The sequence below is a fragment of the Pectobacterium atrosepticum genome, assembly GCA_019056595.1.
GTDB classification, from domain to species: Bacteria; Pseudomonadota; Gammaproteobacteria; order Enterobacterales; family Enterobacteriaceae; genus Pectobacterium; species Pectobacterium atrosepticum.
Window position 1 is genome coordinate 3,806,161 of record CP036163.1, and the last position, 15,154, is coordinate 3,821,314.

At 45.2% G+C, this 15,154-nt stretch carries 16 protein-coding genes and 5 pseudogenes; 10 read left to right on the plus strand and 11 right to left on the minus strand.

All coding sequences use genetic code 11. The features are described 5' to 3' along the window. Nucleotides 1-8: 8 nt before the first annotated feature. From DCX48_17960 to DCX48_17970, 3 genes are all read right to left on the minus strand, one after another. Nucleotides 9-560: a hypothetical protein gene (locus DCX48_17960; protein ID QXE17295.1), complete on the minus strand. Its 552-nt coding sequence runs from the start codon at nucleotides 558-560 to the stop codon at nucleotides 9-11. A 236-nt stretch (nucleotides 561-796) separates the two neighbouring features. Next, a complete protein-coding gene (locus tag DCX48_17965; protein ID QXE16233.1) occupies nucleotides 797-1,561 on the minus strand; it encodes a sulfite exporter TauE/SafE family protein in 765 nt (254 codons plus the stop codon). Between the two features lie 315 nt (nucleotides 1,562-1,876). After that, nucleotides 1,877-2,476 carry a TetR/AcrR family transcriptional regulator gene (locus tag DCX48_17970; GenBank protein QXE16234.1) on the minus strand — a complete coding sequence of 200 codons (600 nt, stop codon included), beginning with the start codon at nucleotides 2,474-2,476 and terminating at the stop codon, nucleotides 1,877-1,879. Between the two features lie 117 nt (nucleotides 2,477-2,593). Between DCX48_17970 and DCX48_17975 the strand changes: the two genes are divergently transcribed. Continuing rightward, entirely contained in the window at nucleotides 2,594-3,181 is a 588-nt protein-coding gene (locus DCX48_17975) for a flavodoxin family protein (protein ID QXE16235.1), read from the plus strand. Nucleotides 3,182-3,255: 74 nt separating this feature from the next. Further along, nucleotides 3,256-3,450 (plus strand): annotated as a pseudogene (locus tag DCX48_17980) (methyltransferase). A gap of 787 nt (nucleotides 3,451-4,237) precedes the next feature. On the opposite strand, the gene DCX48_17985 reads toward DCX48_17980, so the two are convergent. After that, on the minus strand, nucleotides 4,238-4,744 hold the full coding sequence (locus DCX48_17985; GenBank protein ID QXE16236.1) for a GNAT family N-acetyltransferase: 507 nt from the start codon (nucleotides 4,742-4,744) through the stop codon (nucleotides 4,238-4,240). Between the two features lie 197 nt (nucleotides 4,745-4,941). Further along, the gene (locus DCX48_17990; GenBank protein QXE16237.1) at nucleotides 4,942-5,841 is read right to left on the minus strand and encodes a LysR family transcriptional regulator; all 900 of its coding nucleotides are present in this window, start codon (nucleotides 5,839-5,841) and stop codon (nucleotides 4,942-4,944) included. A gap of 98 nt (nucleotides 5,842-5,939) precedes the next feature. Between DCX48_17990 and DCX48_17995 the strand changes: the two genes are divergently transcribed. Further along, nucleotides 5,940-6,467, plus strand: coding sequence for an N-acetyltransferase family protein (locus DCX48_17995; protein ID QXE16238.1), 528 nt, complete (start codon nucleotides 5,940-5,942; stop codon nucleotides 6,465-6,467). Then, nucleotides 6,464-7,651, plus strand: coding sequence for an MFS transporter (locus DCX48_18000; protein QXE16239.1), 1,188 nt, complete (start codon nucleotides 6,464-6,466; stop codon nucleotides 7,649-7,651). The genes DCX48_17995 and DCX48_18000 overlap by 4 nt, the downstream gene beginning before the upstream one ends. Here DCX48_18000 and DCX48_18005 read toward each other — a convergent pair. After that, nucleotides 7,649-7,819 (minus strand): annotated as a pseudogene (locus tag DCX48_18005) (XRE family transcriptional regulator). The gene DCX48_18000 and the pseudogene DCX48_18005 sit on opposite strands and share 3 nt — an antisense overlap. 25 nt (nucleotides 7,820-7,844) lie before the next feature. Between DCX48_18005 and DCX48_18010 the strand changes: the two are divergent. The 4 genes and pseudogenes from DCX48_18010 (at nucleotide 7,845) to DCX48_18025 (ending at nucleotide 11,908) form a co-directional block, all read left to right on the plus strand. Then, nucleotides 7,845-7,970: pseudogene (locus DCX48_18010) on the plus strand (transcriptional regulator). Nucleotides 7,971-8,167: 197 nt separating this feature from the next. Further along, the gene (locus DCX48_18015; protein QXE16240.1) at nucleotides 8,168-8,461 is read left to right on the plus strand and encodes a DUF1778 domain-containing protein; all 294 of its coding nucleotides are present in this window, start codon (nucleotides 8,168-8,170) and stop codon (nucleotides 8,459-8,461) included. 67 nt (nucleotides 8,462-8,528) lie between these two features. After that, a complete protein-coding gene (locus DCX48_18020) occupies nucleotides 8,529-8,948 on the plus strand; it encodes a GNAT family N-acetyltransferase (protein QXE16241.1) in 420 nt (139 codons plus the stop codon). Nucleotides 8,949-9,301: 353 nt separating this feature from the next. Next, complete coding sequence (locus tag DCX48_18025) at nucleotides 9,302-11,908, plus strand: restriction endonuclease (GenBank protein QXE16242.1); 2,607 nt, start codon at nucleotides 9,302-9,304, stop codon at nucleotides 11,906-11,908. 211 nt (nucleotides 11,909-12,119) lie between these two features. Here DCX48_18025 and DCX48_18030 read toward each other — a convergent pair. The 4 genes and pseudogenes from DCX48_18030 to DCX48_18045 all read right to left on the minus strand — a co-directional run bounded on the left by DCX48_18030 (nucleotide 12,120) and on the right by DCX48_18045 (nucleotide 13,173). Next, nucleotides 12,120-12,312: pseudogene (locus DCX48_18030) on the minus strand (plasmid maintenance protein CcdB). 40 nt (nucleotides 12,313-12,352) lie between these two features. After that, entirely contained in the window at nucleotides 12,353-12,571 is a 219-nt protein-coding gene (gene ccdA, locus DCX48_18035; protein QXE16243.1) for a type II toxin-antitoxin system antitoxin CcdA, read from the minus strand. 14 nt (nucleotides 12,572-12,585) lie between these two features. Then, on the minus strand, nucleotides 12,586-12,834 hold the full coding sequence (locus DCX48_18040) for an XRE family transcriptional regulator (protein ID QXE16244.1): 249 nt from the start codon (nucleotides 12,832-12,834) through the stop codon (nucleotides 12,586-12,588). Nucleotides 12,835-12,918: 84 nt separating this feature from the next. Then, complete coding sequence (locus tag DCX48_18045; protein QXE16245.1) at nucleotides 12,919-13,173, minus strand: XRE family transcriptional regulator; 255 nt, start codon at nucleotides 13,171-13,173, stop codon at nucleotides 12,919-12,921. Nucleotides 13,174-13,276: 103 nt separating this feature from the next. On the opposite strand from DCX48_18045, the gene DCX48_18050 reads away from it, so the two are divergent. Both DCX48_18050 and DCX48_18055 read left to right on the plus strand, forming a co-directional pair. Further along, nucleotides 13,277-13,519 carry a transcriptional regulator gene (locus DCX48_18050; GenBank protein QXE16246.1) on the plus strand — a complete coding sequence of 81 codons (243 nt, stop codon included), beginning with the start codon at nucleotides 13,277-13,279 and terminating at the stop codon, nucleotides 13,517-13,519. 177 nt (nucleotides 13,520-13,696) lie between these two features. Continuing rightward, nucleotides 13,697-14,584: a ParA family protein gene (locus DCX48_18055; GenBank protein QXE16247.1), complete on the plus strand. Its 888-nt coding sequence runs from the start codon at nucleotides 13,697-13,699 to the stop codon at nucleotides 14,582-14,584. Nucleotides 14,585-14,735: 151 nt separating this feature from the next. Here the strand turns inward: DCX48_18055 and DCX48_18060 are convergent. Then, nucleotides 14,736-15,035, minus strand: a pseudogene (locus DCX48_18060) (hypothetical protein). Nucleotides 15,036-15,154 lie beyond the last annotated feature (119 nt).

Sequence of the window (15,154 nt, forward strand, 5' to 3'; positions counted from 1 at the left end):
GCTTCTCTCTACACTCGTTCTTTCAATGGCAATGTCGTCATGCAGGTCTGGCTGTCGTCATAGGTTGCAAACGGTGAGCTTGCGATGCGTCCCTGATAAGTAACATTAATCGTGCCTTCAATATTGCGCGGTAACCAGACGCCAACAAAACCGTTCTGGTGACTACTTAGGGTTTTCTGCACGATAACGTTACCAGCTTTATCCGTGATTTTTACGTCAAACGCTGTATTGGCGAGTTCGCCCTGACACCCAGACAAACTGTGGTTAAAGCAGGGATGCGTTTGTTGAATATAAGGGGCGAATGAGAGATAGAATTTATTTCCCAGAGGATAGCTATATTGCTGTTGCCCATCTGATAATTTCAGTTCTTTGCTGGTAATGGCAGCGCTGTAGGGCAGAGGTCTTGCCTGCGGCGATTGATCGATAACATCGACGATCTGCTCGACGGTTTTTCCCGCCAGTCCTTGCTTGGCTAGAAAAGCGTTGGCGTCAGTCGTCGCTGCAAAACCTGAGCCGCTTAATGTCAGACCGAGTAGTACCGCCATCATCTTTATCTTCATCATTACTTCCCCTCAATAGAGTCATTATCTTGGAATCACATGCTATGACGTTACACCTTCCCCCTACGGGAAGGTCAAAAGGTGGGGTGTATAGAAAGGTAAATTAATGTATTTACTGGTTTTTTATTGATTTCGATCAATTTTAAACCATGGTGAACTGCGGTGATATCAGCGTCATTATTGATGCGGGCCATGAGTCAGGGGTTTTCACTAGCGCTGACCCGCGCAAATAAGCATTAATGCTGGAGCGTTTCCCACAGCAGCTTAATGAGTAGCGTCACCGCCAATATGAGAAATAGGCGACGAATCCAGTAATTCCCGCCTTTTAACGCTAGCTGAGTACCTGCAATTGAACCGAAAATGGCTGCGATACCAAGCGGTAGCGCAAGCCCGTAATTAATCAGTCCAGCTGGAATCAGGAAAATGAGCGTGGCGGAGTTGGTGCCGAAATTGACAACCTTGGCGCAGGCTGTTGCCCGTAGAAAATCAAAATGGAAAAAACGAACGAAAAGGAAGAGTAAAAAGCTGCCCGTTCCTGGCCCAATGAAGCCGTCATAAAATCCAATTATAAGCCCAAGAGCGGCACCTTTGATGAGGTCGCTTTGTGTTGGCTCCCTACTGGTATCCTGGCTTCCAAAGCTGGGGCGAAACCATGTGTAAGCTACCATGATCGCCAATACCACAATAATTACCGGGCGCATCCAAGAGGAAGGCATGAAATCCAACATACGGATTCCAATGTAGGCACCGGTGATAGCTGAGAGGACCGTTGGAAGCATGAGTCGCCACGGTAAGCGCAATCGGGCTGCGAACTGCCGTATGGACATTAAGTGCCCCATAACGGAAGAGAACTTATCGATCCCCATAATTTGGGCTGGTGTGAAATGGGGAAGCGTGCTGTAAAACATCGGCATACTGATGAGTCCACCGCCACCAACGGCGGCATTAATGGCACCTGCAATGAATGCGATTGGAATGAGGATAAATAGCTCGGGCGCCATGATAAGTCCTTTGTTGGGAGGTAACCGCTTTGGATGAATTCAGCACAGGCGACGTCAGGCGCGATGAATCATGCGGCTATACATTGCCGAGAAAGGCATAAATGATATTGCTGCCAGTCGCGGCATATGTGTGGTGGTGCAGCGGCTGCCATCTTAATTTGGACTGAAATATGTGTCTAATATATATCTAAGGAGGTATTGATTCACTTGGGGCTATAAATGGAGTTCCGTCACCTTCTTTATAAGCGGGTTTTATCCCTGAAGTGGCATAAAGTCTACTTTACGGCGTGCCACAGTCACGCTGTTATTATGATTTTAGCGCCCAGCGCTGCACCTTTTCACCATAGAAATAATCACATGGAATAGCTCATCCTTAGCCTGTTGTTCCGTAATAATTCCTTTAACCGCGGCATAAGATAATCCTTCCGCGGAGCCGATCATCGCCCGTAGCGCAGCGTCATGAGGTGGTTGGTCTGCACAGAATGGAGCAAAAAGAGCGCGGCATTTCTCTGTGAAAATGGCATCGTACTCTTGCCTGATGTGTTCAAGCTCGGGAGTGCCGGTGAGTGCAGCCATGACGTTGGGCATTTCACGTCCCTGAAGCAGCACGCAATCAATGTATGAGGTGGCAATCACCGCTGCCAGCTTGTCAAGCACAGGTTCTGTTTTACGGATAATGCCATCCATAATCGCCGTCTGGCGAGCATCATATTCCTTGTAAAGTGCAGCTAACAGCCCCGAACGGTTAGTAAAGTGATCATAAACCACTGGTTTCGTTACGCCAGCCTGTTCTGCCAGATGCCCTAGCGTCAGCGCCTCCGTACCTTCCTCCCGAATAATCTGCCAGGCGGCTTGTATCAGTTGTACATGGCGCTCTTCTCTTGATAAACGCTGTCGTGCCTGCGGTTTGGACATTGTCGATATTATCCTGTTGACATTCTTATATACCAAAAGTAACTTACTGATGGTAGGTTACTGTTAGTATATAAGACTATATCTGACGTCGTTTTATGGCAATAGGGAGTACCCAGAATGCATGCATTACTTGTCGTTTCTCATCCTGTTAATACCTCACTCACCCATAGTGTCGCTACCTCCATTGCGGAAGGGATTGTTGGAGTAAACCCGAAAAATACGTTTGAAATCGCAGATCTTACCCAGGAAGGCTTTAATCCGGTGTTTTCTGTGGCAGATATGGCGGCTTTTCAGTGTACAGGTGCAACATCGCCTGATGTTATTGCGCAACAGTCTCGTATTGATAACGCAGATGCGCTGGTACTGGTGTTCCCGATTTATTGGTGGTCCATGCCTGGGCTGTTGAAAGGCTGGATTGACCGCGTTTTTGCAAACGGCTGGGCCTATGAAGAAACGGCTGATGGGCATGTGATAAAGAAACTGGGGCATTTACCGGTGCACCTTGTGGCTCTTGGGGCTGCCAACCAGAGAACATTTGCAAAGCGTGGCTACGCGGATGCCTTTCATGCGCAGATCACACATGGGATTTTTGACTACTGCGGTGCACCAGTCTTGACGTCGGAAATGCTGTTGATGCCGGAGCTGGGAACACCGGAGGCATGTATCGATGCCGCACGTCATATTGGTGAGAAAGTTTTCCGATAATCGCTGTTATTGATCTATCCTCGCTATGAAATTAGATAATAAAGGGAAAGATATAAATTCCGCTGAGAATATAAGAAGAGACGTCGCCAAGATTATTGATGAATGCACTTTTCCAATCCGTTATATGCCAGAATGGCACGCGATACAGGACATTGAAAGATATGGAAGGTATTCTGAGGCTAAGCGGATTTATCGTCGTTGACACAAAGAAAATCTCAACCGGCCATACGGTCGTTGAAATTAGATTAAACGCTACGCGGCAGGGTTGAGTGGCGTAAACGACTCGTTTTCTTACGTTTTCCTTATCGGCATCCTCATGAATACTGTTATTAAAAACATGTTATTAAAAACAGTATTGACACTGTATTTAAAATCCGTAAATTGGTTAGCAACAGCGGTAAAGTTTCAGATTGCTGTTATAGTAAAGATAACGAGTACGTTCTTTAATAAGTATTTTTGCGATAAAGGCCACGAAGTATTTTTGTATGGGTAATCGATGTTGAGAAAATTTAATATTCTCACTTGATGATGCTTAAGGCCACGTAGTCAGTATCTACAATCGCAAAATGGGACGAAAGCGCGATGATGTAAGGCTATGATTTAATCTTTATTGTTTGCGATTGAGCGATAATTGAGTCATTCGTAAAATGTCGCAACGAGAGTAAGGCCACGCATCAAAGAGTATATATCGCGATGGGGGATGTACCTGTACCAGCTATACCTTTGAATGTCTCGTAAGGTTGGTTGGGGGTTTAAACCAGTAAATATATGGGAGGTCTGTTAGTTTTTAGTACCCAATATTGTCTGTTATAAACGTGTACATTTGAAGCAGTACCAATAGTAGTAAGACTATTAAGTCAATTAATGTTAAATATTAAGTCTGTAGTACCTTAAAAGCCCTGACTAACACAGTCAGGGCTTTTATCATTTTTACATCTAATTATCAGAATATCCCTTGTTCGGCAGACTGAACGTTAATCCCCTATACTTTCATCCTGTGAAAGGAGACTGTTGAAACCATTAGCAAATGTTCGACCAACTCACCTGAGGTAACCTCTATAGCAATTTATAAAAGAAGGTTGTGCCATCGAGAGTACCGGCGGAGCTGCGAGCAAACTGTGGGATTTGCCCCGCTTCCTGATAGCCTGATTTACGATACAAAATGGATGCCGTGTCATTGGTGCGGGTATCAAGGACGAGTAGGGTGCGCCGATTGGCCTGTGCCTGGCGTTCTACTTCTGCCATTAACTGCTGAGCAATGCCGCGCTGACGAAATGCCGTATGCACCATTAGTTTTTCTACTTCAGCACGGTGGTTGCCATTTTTCTTTGGACAATAGCTGATCTGCACTGCGCCCGTGATGCGCTCCGCTTCACGCGCTACCAATAACGTACGATCGCCTTCAGCCAGATCGGCAGCGACCGCCTGCCAATAACGTTTTGCTTCACCGGCTTCCAGTGGCGCAAGAAAACCGATGGACGCCCCACTTTCCACACAATCATTCAGTAAGACAACTAACTCATCAAGGCTTTCTGACAGAGTACTCAATTGCTCAATTTTCATTATATTCTTGTCTCTCAAGGTACAACTCTGGGATTAAGAAACCAGCCTCTACCCTGACATTTTCATCTCGGCTCTTGCCAAAATAAACTCTGGTGCCACGCTGGACCCAGTAACTCAGACGGTGTGAGGTATCCATTCTGTTTTAAAGCTTCGGAAGAAGTGTTCCATTGGGCTGTTATCCCAGCAGTTATTTATCTTCACTCATCTTTTGCAAAACTGCCGTTTAGTCTTTTCAGCACCTCGCTGATTCCTCTGCTGACAATCCGATCCTCCCGCATTACCGTCGCGAGGGTCCGGTACAGAAAGGGCACCATGGAATACACGCTGAGCCCCTGTCTTTCTCCCATGCTTCTAACGGACATGCGGGGAACGATGCTGTAGCCCAAACCGGCACGAACCATCCTTTTAATGGCTTCAATACTGCCAAGCTCCATCACAGGACTGGCAACATGCCCGGCATAACGGAACCACTCATCAATCAGGGCGCGGGTCCCGCTTCCGGGTTCAAAGATAATCAGCGGCAGTGACAAAAGGTCGTCCGGAGACAGCGGCTTAGTACTCTGCCCTAAGGTATCTTTTTCCATGATGATGACAAACTCATCCGTACCCAGAGGGTTAACGCTCAGGCATTTACCTGCTGCCGGCAGTGTTACCAGACCAATATCTATACGATTTTCTTCCACGCCTCGCACAATATCTGAAGTATTGCCAGTGCGTACGTCCACTTTCAACAGAGGATGCGTCTGTCGTAACTGCTGCAGTAAGGGTGGCAGAAGATGAATGCAGGCCGTTGCGCCGGTACCGACAGTGACGGTGCCGGTTATATCGTCTGAATGCAGGGACACTGATTCAACCGCCGCACTTACCACTGCATCAATTTTCATACAGTGCTCAGATAGAGTCATTCCAGCAGGCGTTGGCCTTATTCCCCGGCTGGTTCTCTCAATAAGACGGGCCTGAAATACCTGCTCCAACTGTCTTATCTGCAGGCTGACGGCTGGCTGTGACAGTCCGAGAGCTTCTGCTGCCCCGGAGAAACTGCCCCGGCTGATGACCATCCTGAAGGTAGTAAGGTGAGCAAGGTTCAGGGTTGCCATATCAAAGTTTTCCTTATACCGCAGATAAGCCCCGTGGCCTGTCTGAAAATATTAATTCGAGTTAGTCTCTGTTTATGAAAGTAAAAGGAACTGTACCAATGGAAATAACTGAAGCAGATGAACGACATATTCCTGCTATCCAGCAGATTTATGCTTATCACGTATTACATGGCACCGCCACTTTTGAAACCGAACCGCCGGATGCGGTTGAAATGGCAATTCGCTTGAAAAAAGTGCTTGCAGCAGGGTTGCCCTGGTTTGTCGTGGTTGATGAAGGACAGGTCCGGGGATACTGCTACCTGTCTTTTTACCGGGAACGGTTTGCCTACCGCTTCACCCTGGAAGACTCTATATATATTGACCCCACGTTTCAAGGGCGGGGTATCGGCAAACGGCTGTTGTCCCGTGCAGTAATGTGGGCTGAAGCCCGTGGCTTTCGTCAGCTCGTAGCCGTGGTGGGTAACAGTGAGAATACAGCCTCCCTTGCCCTGCATCGTGCCGCGGGCTTCAGCATCACTGGCACACTCACGTCCGTAGGGTTCAAACACGGGCGCTGGCTCGATACGGTCATCCTGCAGCGTACGCTCGGACAGGGTGATACCACGCTTCCAGAGTACAACGATTGACAGGCGGACATCTGACTGGCCGCACCGTTTTCTGCACTGGGATGACGCAGCTTATCAACTGGGGGATCACGTTCTACATGCCGGGTGTCTTCGGAACCGCCATCATGGCTGAAACGGGCTGGTCTCCTGTTGTAATATTTTCCGGCCTGACTGTTGCCATGCTGGTTATGGGACTGGTTTCACCGCTAACTGGGCCCGTTATGGCACGTACCGGCGGACGAGCATTGATGATGGCGGGTACTCTCGCCATTGCCGTCGGGTGTTTTCTGATGGCTTTTATCCATTCAACAGCCGCGTGGATTACGATCTGGATCCTGATGGGAGCTGGTATGCGGCTTGCCCTGTACGACGCCGCGTTTGCCCTGCTTGTGGAAACCGCAGGTGCAGATGCACGTCGGGCAGTCTCTCTGGTCACTCTGTTGGGGGGCCTCGCTTCAGCTGTGTTCTGGCCTGCAGGCGCTGCCCTGTTGCACGTCACTGACTGGCGGCATGCCGTTATCGTTTACGGCTGTGCAGGGCTGGTGAGTTTGCTTTTTCTGACTGCCGTTCCGGCAGGCCATCGGGTAAAACCTCCCGCTGCTGGCCGGTCTGGTTTTCCGGCATCGGGGACAGCAGAGAATCGAAAAGCATTTATTAGCGGCCTGTGGTATGCTGCCTTGATTGCGCTGCTCAGCTTTGTCTCCACCGGCGTATCCACGCATTTACCCCAGATACTGGCCGCTTATGGCATGCCCGCCCTGGCTGGCATGCTCTGGGGCGTGGGACAGGTGGGTGCCCGCCTGCTGGACGTGATTTCTGGCGCACGAATCTCCGCGCTACGTCTTAATCTTATTATCGGCATCCTGCTGCCGATCTGCTTTCTGGTCGGTCTTGCGGGCAATATTACCCCAGTCGCTACAGTCTTCTTTGTTCTGGCTTACGGGGCCGTGAACGGGCTTTGTACTGTCGTAAAGGCCCTACTTCCTCTTATGCTATTTGATCCGCAGCGGTACGCCCGCAAAACAGGCTTACTGCTGTCACCGGGTTTTTTCCTCGCGGCGCTGGCCCCGTCTGCGTATGCCATGCTGTTGGAGCAGTACGGTGTACACGGCACGCTGCTTGTTTCCACCATCTTGACCTTGTTCATTACGGCAATTTCTGTGGTGCTCTGGAGACGCCATTCCGGCTCTGCTGCACAGAACTAGATGGATAAATTCTACGATGTCTAACCTTCTTTCTCCGTTCTCAACTTTAGCGATAAACGATTGAGAGCGATCCAGCGCTAGGTTTCCTCTCGTGATCCCTCTGGCAATGCGTGCTTCACGTAATGCCTTGATAACGATCTGATATTCATCAGAGTAAACAGAAGCCATCGATTCAATCCCATAGCTAATTTTTTTAACAAGACATTCGCCGAAAGGTGAAAGGCTAATTGCCTATGCATTGGGAAAGCAGCCGGAGGAGATCTGGCCGTCGCGCTATCAGGGCATAAACCCAGATCATGGGGAAGGGGAGGCGGCATAGCCCTCTCGTAGAGAATCGCACGAGGTTCGATAGAAAGTCCGGTTCCCCGAGCTGTTGTCAAAACCCGTGGGTTGACCCATATTTTTATAGATGGATCAGAATGATGTGGCTCATACGATAAAGAAATGTCCAGTTCGTGTCTTTGGTTCGGTTCCCTATGGTACTAATATCCAGAGAGTATGACGGAGGATAACATCATGCCAGCAACGAACAGCGTTTCAGTTAAACGCGAAACACTAAATTTACGTATCAAGCCTGCTGAACGCGATCTTATTGATCGAGCTGCGAAGGCCAAAGGGAAAAATCGCACTGATTTTGTCCTCGAAGCTGCTCGCGCGGCCGCAGAGGAAGCGTTGATCGATCAGCGCATTATCATGGCAGATCCTGATGCCTATCAGGAATTCCTTGTTCGCTTGGATCAAGCTCCTTCGCCGAATGCCGCACTGCGTAAAACCATGCAAACACCTGCACCGTGGGAGCAGAAAAAATGATTTCCACGCCCTGAACCACTCCACACCGAACATGCACTTTCCTCGTTCTGTTGTGGTGTAGTTATCTATGGACAACTGGCTGAAACAACGGGCGATGAAAAATCAGATATCTGGCGCATCAAGGACTTTCGTTAGTTGCGATGGCCCAAAAGTGTTGGCGTATTACTCGCTTGCTTCCAGTGCCGTGGCAACGAATGCCGCCCCCGGACGCTTTCGCCGCAATATGCCCGATCCGATACCGGCGGTGGTGCTGGGTCGTCTGGCGGTAGATAAATCATTACATGGTCAGGGTGTTGGCCGTGCTTTGGTACGTGATGCTGGGCTAAGAGTGATTCAGGTCGCTGATACTATCGGCATTCGCGGGATGTTGGTTCATGCGCTGTCTGATGAAGCGCGGGAATTTTACCTGCGGGTGGAGTTTGAGCCTTCGCCAATTGATCCGATGATGTTGATGGTGACGTTGGGGGATTTAGTCAGTAGTATTTAATTTCAGGATGTTATTATATTGCTCTCAGTCTATACCGCATTAGTTTTAAGTCGAACTTATTACTACACAAGTATTAAAATACTAAGAAAAATCATGCTTAAGGCCAATCTTTACCTTTAAAAGACCTTCTTTATAAACTTCATTAGCTAGATATTATTGTAGTTACGATATTTTTAGCTGCCATTTTTTGAAAAGTCAATGTTATCTACGAAACTACATTGTCCACTTGTTTTTTATCATAATGATTGATAGAAATTAAACTGAGTGTTTCCATCCAAACTTCGAAAAGTTCAGATTGATAAAAAGTAAACGTTCTTGATGTAAATTTAAATTACACGTGAAAAGGAGATATCATGTCTGATAGTGAAATAATAACATCGATAAACTCATTTGATAGTTGGTTATTAGAACGGCCTAAATGGCTTCAAACTGCAGCTAGTAAAATAATTCATAAGAAAGCTAAGTTGGATGATGCTGAAATAAACGAAATGGTGGAGCTCTGCATTGCTGAAGTGTTGAATTCTAAAAATGATAAATTGCAACAATATACCCCAGGATTACTTTCTCAGGCCACAGTTAACGCCGCATTACGGTTAGTGAAACTAACCAACGTACAAGGTGTTAACGCGTTAAGTTCTCCCGGAGCTCTCGATTTTGGAAATAATCAACTGACAGTGGTTTATGGTTCGAATGGTGCAGGTAAATCAGGTTATGCTCGCCTAATTAAAAATATTTGCGGATCAAGAAATCGTGAGCATGTCTTGAGTAATGTTTTTTCCGAAACTAACATAGACATGAAAGCTTCTGCTCATTACAGTATTGATGGTGGAAATGTTATTGAAATTCAATGGACGCCGGCTTCAGGGCCTTGTAGGCCGTTAAAAAACATTCAAATTTTCGATTCCAGCACTGCATCTTCATATATATCGAATAAAAACCCTGCAACATATGAACCCGGGAAAATTAGATTTATACGTACATTGATAGAACTGTGCGATGATGTTACTCAACGGATAAATAATCAAAAGAATAAATTAACTGATCAAAGGCCTAGAATTCCAGATTTACTTAAAAATACGACTACTGCATATTGGAATAATAAAATATCGGCAAGAACTACTCAGAAAGAGATTGATGAACGCTGCATTTATAGTGATGAGATGGACCGCGAAAGAGTTACAGGAGAAGCAAATCTTTTACAGGCTAATATTCCTGATAGAATCAAAGCTATACAGCTAACAAGACAATCTTTGAAGCAAATCACGACATTTATTTACAGTATAAAGAGCTCTTATAGTGATGATGCCTTATCCTCAATAATTTCTTGTAATCTTGATTCTTCTAAAAAAAGAAAAGCAGCAAATGAAGCTTCTCAAAAACTTTTCAGCAATGCACCACTCGAAGGTGTTGGTCAGGAAACTTGGCTAGCTCTATGGCAACATGCCAGAAATTATTCAAACAATGTTGCATATAGAAATTTTCAGTTTCCCCATACAGAAAGTAATTCCCGGTGTGTCCTTTGTCAGCAAGAATTGAACAGTGAGGCTAAGGTTCGCTTAAACTCATTTGAGTCATATATAAAAGATAGTTTAGAAAAAAGTGCAAAACAGGCTGAGGCATTACTTATAAATTTATATGGTAAGCTTATTTCTCTACCTGATGATAATGATTGGAATTCTAGGTTACACACATTAAAATTACCTGAGGATAGTAGTGTTAACATAATCAGCGTAATTAGAGAGAGAAAGAGGTTGTTACTAGAGGTTGACTCGGTTGAAAAATTACCTCACGTCAATTGGGATTTGATTGATAAAGCTCTCACTGAAATTGATGCTGCACTAAATCTTGAAGAGAAAGCATTGCAGCAACTACAGACAGATCATGGAAGGCAAGCATTAATCACAAGGATTGATGAGCTAAAGTCAATTCAATGGCTGAGTCAAAATAAAAAACATATAGTTGATGAGGTTGAAAGACTAAAAAAAGTAGCCATTTTGACCAAAGCATTAGGACTGGCACGAACTAATCAGTTGTCATCCAAAAGTAATAGTCTTTCTCAAATGTTAATCAGCGAAGGTTATAAAGAAAGATTTTCGGAGGAATTAATTAAATTAGGTGGGAAAAGATTAAAGGTCAGGCCTAGAGAAAATAAAAAAGGAAAAGGTGAGACTACTTTTGATATAGAAATAATTGATGCAGTGCATTCAGTTTCTCCATCACTAATTCTAAGTGAAGGGGAGTCCAGAATAGTCGCATTAGCAGCTTTCTTGGCGGATATGACTGGTGAGCAATACGTTACTCCTTTTGTTTTTGATGATCCAATATCTTCACTTGATCAAGACTATGAAGAACGAGTTATAAAAAGGCTCATTGAGCTTTCTGAAGAACGTCAAGTCATTATTTTTACTCATCGATTATCGCTTGTTGCTTTAGTTGAAGATGAAATTAAAAAACGAAAAATCGGTAATTTAGGAAAACCTATAGTGCATGAAGTTCTTACGTTACAGAGCTTTGCTGGGCGTATAGGAATGCATGTTCCTGGTAATATAAGAAATCAACAGCCTAAAAAAGCATTAAACATGCTGTTAAATGATGCTTTACCTAAAGTGAAAAGGGCTTATGATAAAGGTGAAGTAGATGCTTTTGATATTGAAATAAAAAGTTTATGTAGTAATTTTAGGATAATAGTTGAGCGTTGTGTTGAAATTATACTTCTTTCTGAAGTTGTGGTTAGGTTTAGAAGGAGTGTAATGACGGGAAATAAATTAATGTCATTAACTAATATTAGTGATTCAGACTGTCAGTATCTTGAAAATCTGATGTCACGATACTCCGTCTTTGAGCATTCTCAACCAGATGAGCTTCCAGATACCTTACCAGAGGTTGATATTCTTGAAAATGATCTAAATGGTTTGATTAAATGGATTGATGAGTTCGAGTCCCGTAAGAAAAATCAATAGTAATACCTAGAGAGATGAAATAAATCCCATCTCTCTTTTTTATTCTTAATTAAATTATTTGTGTGTTATCTAAGCTGAAAATACTCTTTTTATTGCTGATAAATTTGCTTTCTTTGAATTGTAAGCACCCAGGCAATCAGGGTAAAATTATCAGTATACTCATGGTGCCATGGTGCTGGCTCAACATAAATGCATTGAATTCCCGCTCAAATCCCCAAAACATAAGATTGATAGTATCCTTAATCTCATCCGCATAGTCGCCAAGATCCGCGATAGCCTCACAAATCATCTCAACAGGAACCGCTCGACAACTCAGTCGTCATCAATCGATAATCTTCGCCGTCGATGCGGATCAGAGGGAGCAATGTTTTATTCACTTTCTCAGGCAGGTGATGAGACTCGATAGACTGAATCGTTTGTATTGATAAGCAATGAATTACACGATCACCAGTTCCTGTTTTCATCAGCAAAAGAACCATTCTGGGTAATAAATCTGGCGACGTCTTCCATCCCTTCACGGTTTTCCTTCTTCCACACCTCAGTTTTGATGCGGTGGTCTTCTTTGTCTATGACGTCATTCGTCAGACCAGAAATAGGTATCCAAGTAGCATTGGGGGTCTGCTTATCGTCTTTGTTCACGGCAATACTAATCCAGCGTTTCATTGCCGTGTTCCTCTTTAACTAAGTGCTTTATATTTTGCAGGGATCTTAGCAATAATGCTGGCGGGGTCCAGAGAAAGTAAACGGGCGATATGGATAAATTCTACGATGTCTAACCTTCTTTCCCCGTTCTCAACCTTGGCGATAAACGACTGAGGACGATCCAGCGCTAGCGCCAGGTTTACCTGCGTGATCCCTTTGGCAATGCGCGCTTCACGTAATGCCTTGATAACGATTTGATATTCATCAGAGTAAACAGAAGCCATCGATTCAATCCCATAAAATTTGGGATCAAATATCAGTCGCCTACTGTTTTATCCCAAAATGGGATAAATAAAAATTTGTGTTGCTTACTTAATGCTATTTGTCTGTATTTTATGCACTATTCTTTCTAAAACAGTGGAAGCGTCTACAGATAGCAGGTGAGCGATGTGGACAAATTCAACAACATCCAGCCTACGTTCCCCATTCTCGATTTTGGCGACAAAAGACTGAGGTCGACCTAAAGCGTTCGCCAAATTTTCTTGGGTCATGCCTTTTTCGATTCTGGCCTCTCGCAGTATTTTTATAACTGATTGATATTCATTTGAATAAATCGATGCCATTTTGGTGACCTTGATAGATATCCCAAAATCGAATATCAATCATTTTCTTTTTTATCCCAAAATGGGATAATTGGAGCAATTCATCATAGGGAGCGGTAGATAAATGGATAAGTACGATTGGCATCCGGCAGACATTATTGCTGGCTTAAGAAAGAAAGGAACAACGTTGGCGGCGGTATCAAGAGCATCAGGATTAGCGTCTTCAACACTCGCTAACGCATTAACAAGACATTGGCCCAAAGGCGAAAGGTTAATTGCCTGCGCATTGGGAAAGCAGCCGGAGGAGATCTGGCCGTCACGCTATCAAGGCATGAACCCGGATCATGGGGAAGGGGAGGCGGGATAGCACTCTCGTAGAAGAATCGAACGTCGTTCGATGGATAGTCCACACGCCAGAAACGAAAAACCCCCGCCAAAGGCGAGGGTTAAGAATAAGTGGTGCCCGGACTCGGAATCGAACCAAGGACACGAGGATTTTCAATCACCGTGTTGAGATATCTGCACATTCTACCGAGTGTGCAAAATGAAAATTTTACCCGTAATTTCGACAAAGGGCGGCGAAGGTAAGTCTACTCAAGCTGCTAATCTTGCTGGTTTTTTTGCTGATGCAGGGTTAAAGACTTTGCTTATCGATGGCGACTATTCGCAACCTACAGCCAGCAGTATTTATGCGCTGGAGCATGAGGCTCCGTTTGGATTGTTTGAACTGTTAATGCAGACAACAGATTTAAACCAGCCAGAGAGCATAATTTCTCGAACAGCCATACCCAATCTTGATCTCATCATTTCCAACGATCCTGATGATCGCCTTCCCACAGCAATGCTTCATGCCCCTGATGGACGCATGCGTCTCAAGAACATCCTTCAGCATCAAAGTTTCCAGAGTTACGACGTCATCATGATTGACTCGAAAGGGGCTGCCGGTGTGATGGTTGAACTCGTTGTTCTGGCTGCAACAGAAAATGTTGTTGGCGTGATTAAACCCATACTTCCTGATGTTCGGGAATTCATGCGCGGAACGGTGCGTCTAATGTCCCGCTTACTTGCGTTGCAGGCATACGGAATTCAGATCCCTGATATCAAAATTTTGGCCAACTGTGTTGAGAACACATCATTGGATCGTAAGACCTTGGAAGAGTTGGGCAATATCGTTTCTGAGAAGAAATACCTTCAATCCGAAAGCATCAATATTTCCATACTTGAAACAAAAATTGACCAGCTCGAAGTCTATAAGCGTGGTCATGCCTTTGGTCAACCAGTCCACCGTCTTGAGTATGTAACCGATCGCAAAAGCGCTGCGGCTGCAGTAACCATGCATAGTCTCGCTTGCGAGCTATTCCCGCATTGGAAAGATAAGTTTGATTCCGTGTTACGGAATCAAACTGGTGCAGGGGAGGTAGCCAGTGTTTAATCTTCAGTCACTACTATGCCGGAATGGCATCAGTCAGCGTGCTTTTCGACCAAGCATCCATTCCAGTGAACGGATCATCCAATCGGTCGAGCTGCTTTTCGATATCCCATTGCTTGGCACTCCAGTCAGGATCGGCTGCAAAAGCAGTCCAATAGTCGGTCAGCGCCAGCGACATATCTTTATCGGACATGCTTTGAATAATTTCCGGCGTCCACTGATGCTGCTTAATCAGCGCATATTTCAATGCTTCTCGCGGGGAACTGGGGCTGAATTGCTGATGCCAGCTATGCGTCAGACGAAGCCATTCGCCCAGCCACAACAAGCGGTAGGACATCTGAATCAGTTCTGCGCCGGGATATTCCGAATACTTTTCTGCTGCCTGACGGTAAAAAAATTTACAGCGTTTTTCAAAAGCATCAATGTCGGACTGTGTTTGTTTATTTGTATTCATGTTTTTTCCTTTCATGTTTCCGTGAATATGACATCGCTGGCATGTGCTTCTGATCGCGGTCGTCAAACTTATCGATCAGAAAACGTGCATCCAGTGAAAGGGAGTATATCCCTGGCAAT

Coding starts and splice junctions, on each gene's coding strand:
- DCX48_17960 (QXE17295.1), bottom strand. CDS start 560: ATGAAGATAAAGATGATGGCGGTACTACTCGGTCTGACATTAAGCGGC.
- DCX48_17965 (QXE16233.1), bottom strand. CDS start 1,561: ATGGCGCCCGAGCTATTTATCCTCATTCCAATCGCATTCATTGCAGGT.
- DCX48_17970 (QXE16234.1), bottom strand. CDS start 2,476: ATGTCCAAACCGCAGGCACGACAGCGTTTATCAAGAGAAGAGCGCCAT.
- DCX48_17975 (QXE16235.1), top strand. CDS start 2,594: ATGCATGCATTACTTGTCGTTTCTCATCCTGTTAATACCTCACTCACC.
- DCX48_17985 (QXE16236.1), bottom strand. CDS start 4,744: ATGAAAATTGAGCAATTGAGTACTCTGTCAGAAAGCCTTGATGAGTTA.
- DCX48_17990 (QXE16237.1), bottom strand. CDS start 5,841: ATGGCAACCCTGAACCTTGCTCACCTTACTACCTTCAGGATGGTCATC.
- DCX48_17995 (QXE16238.1), top strand. CDS start 5,940: ATGGAAATAACTGAAGCAGATGAACGACATATTCCTGCTATCCAGCAG.
- DCX48_18015 (QXE16240.1), top strand. CDS start 8,168: ATGCCAGCAACGAACAGCGTTTCAGTTAAACGCGAAACACTAAATTTA.
- DCX48_18020 (QXE16241.1), top strand. CDS start 8,529: ATGGACAACTGGCTGAAACAACGGGCGATGAAAAATCAGATATCTGGC.
- DCX48_18025 (QXE16242.1), top strand. CDS start 9,302: ATGTCTGATAGTGAAATAATAACATCGATAAACTCATTTGATAGTTGG.
- ccdA (QXE16243.1), bottom strand. CDS start 12,571: ATGAAACGCTGGATTAGTATTGCCGTGAACAAAGACGATAAGCAGACC.
- DCX48_18040 (QXE16244.1), bottom strand. CDS start 12,834: ATGGCTTCTGTTTACTCTGATGAATATCAAATCGTTATCAAGGCATTA.
- DCX48_18045 (QXE16245.1), bottom strand. CDS start 13,173: ATGGCATCGATTTATTCAAATGAATATCAATCAGTTATAAAAATACTG.
- DCX48_18050 (QXE16246.1), top strand. CDS start 13,277: ATGGATAAGTACGATTGGCATCCGGCAGACATTATTGCTGGCTTAAGA.
- DCX48_18055 (QXE16247.1), top strand. CDS start 13,697: ATGAAAATTTTACCCGTAATTTCGACAAAGGGCGGCGAAGGTAAGTCT.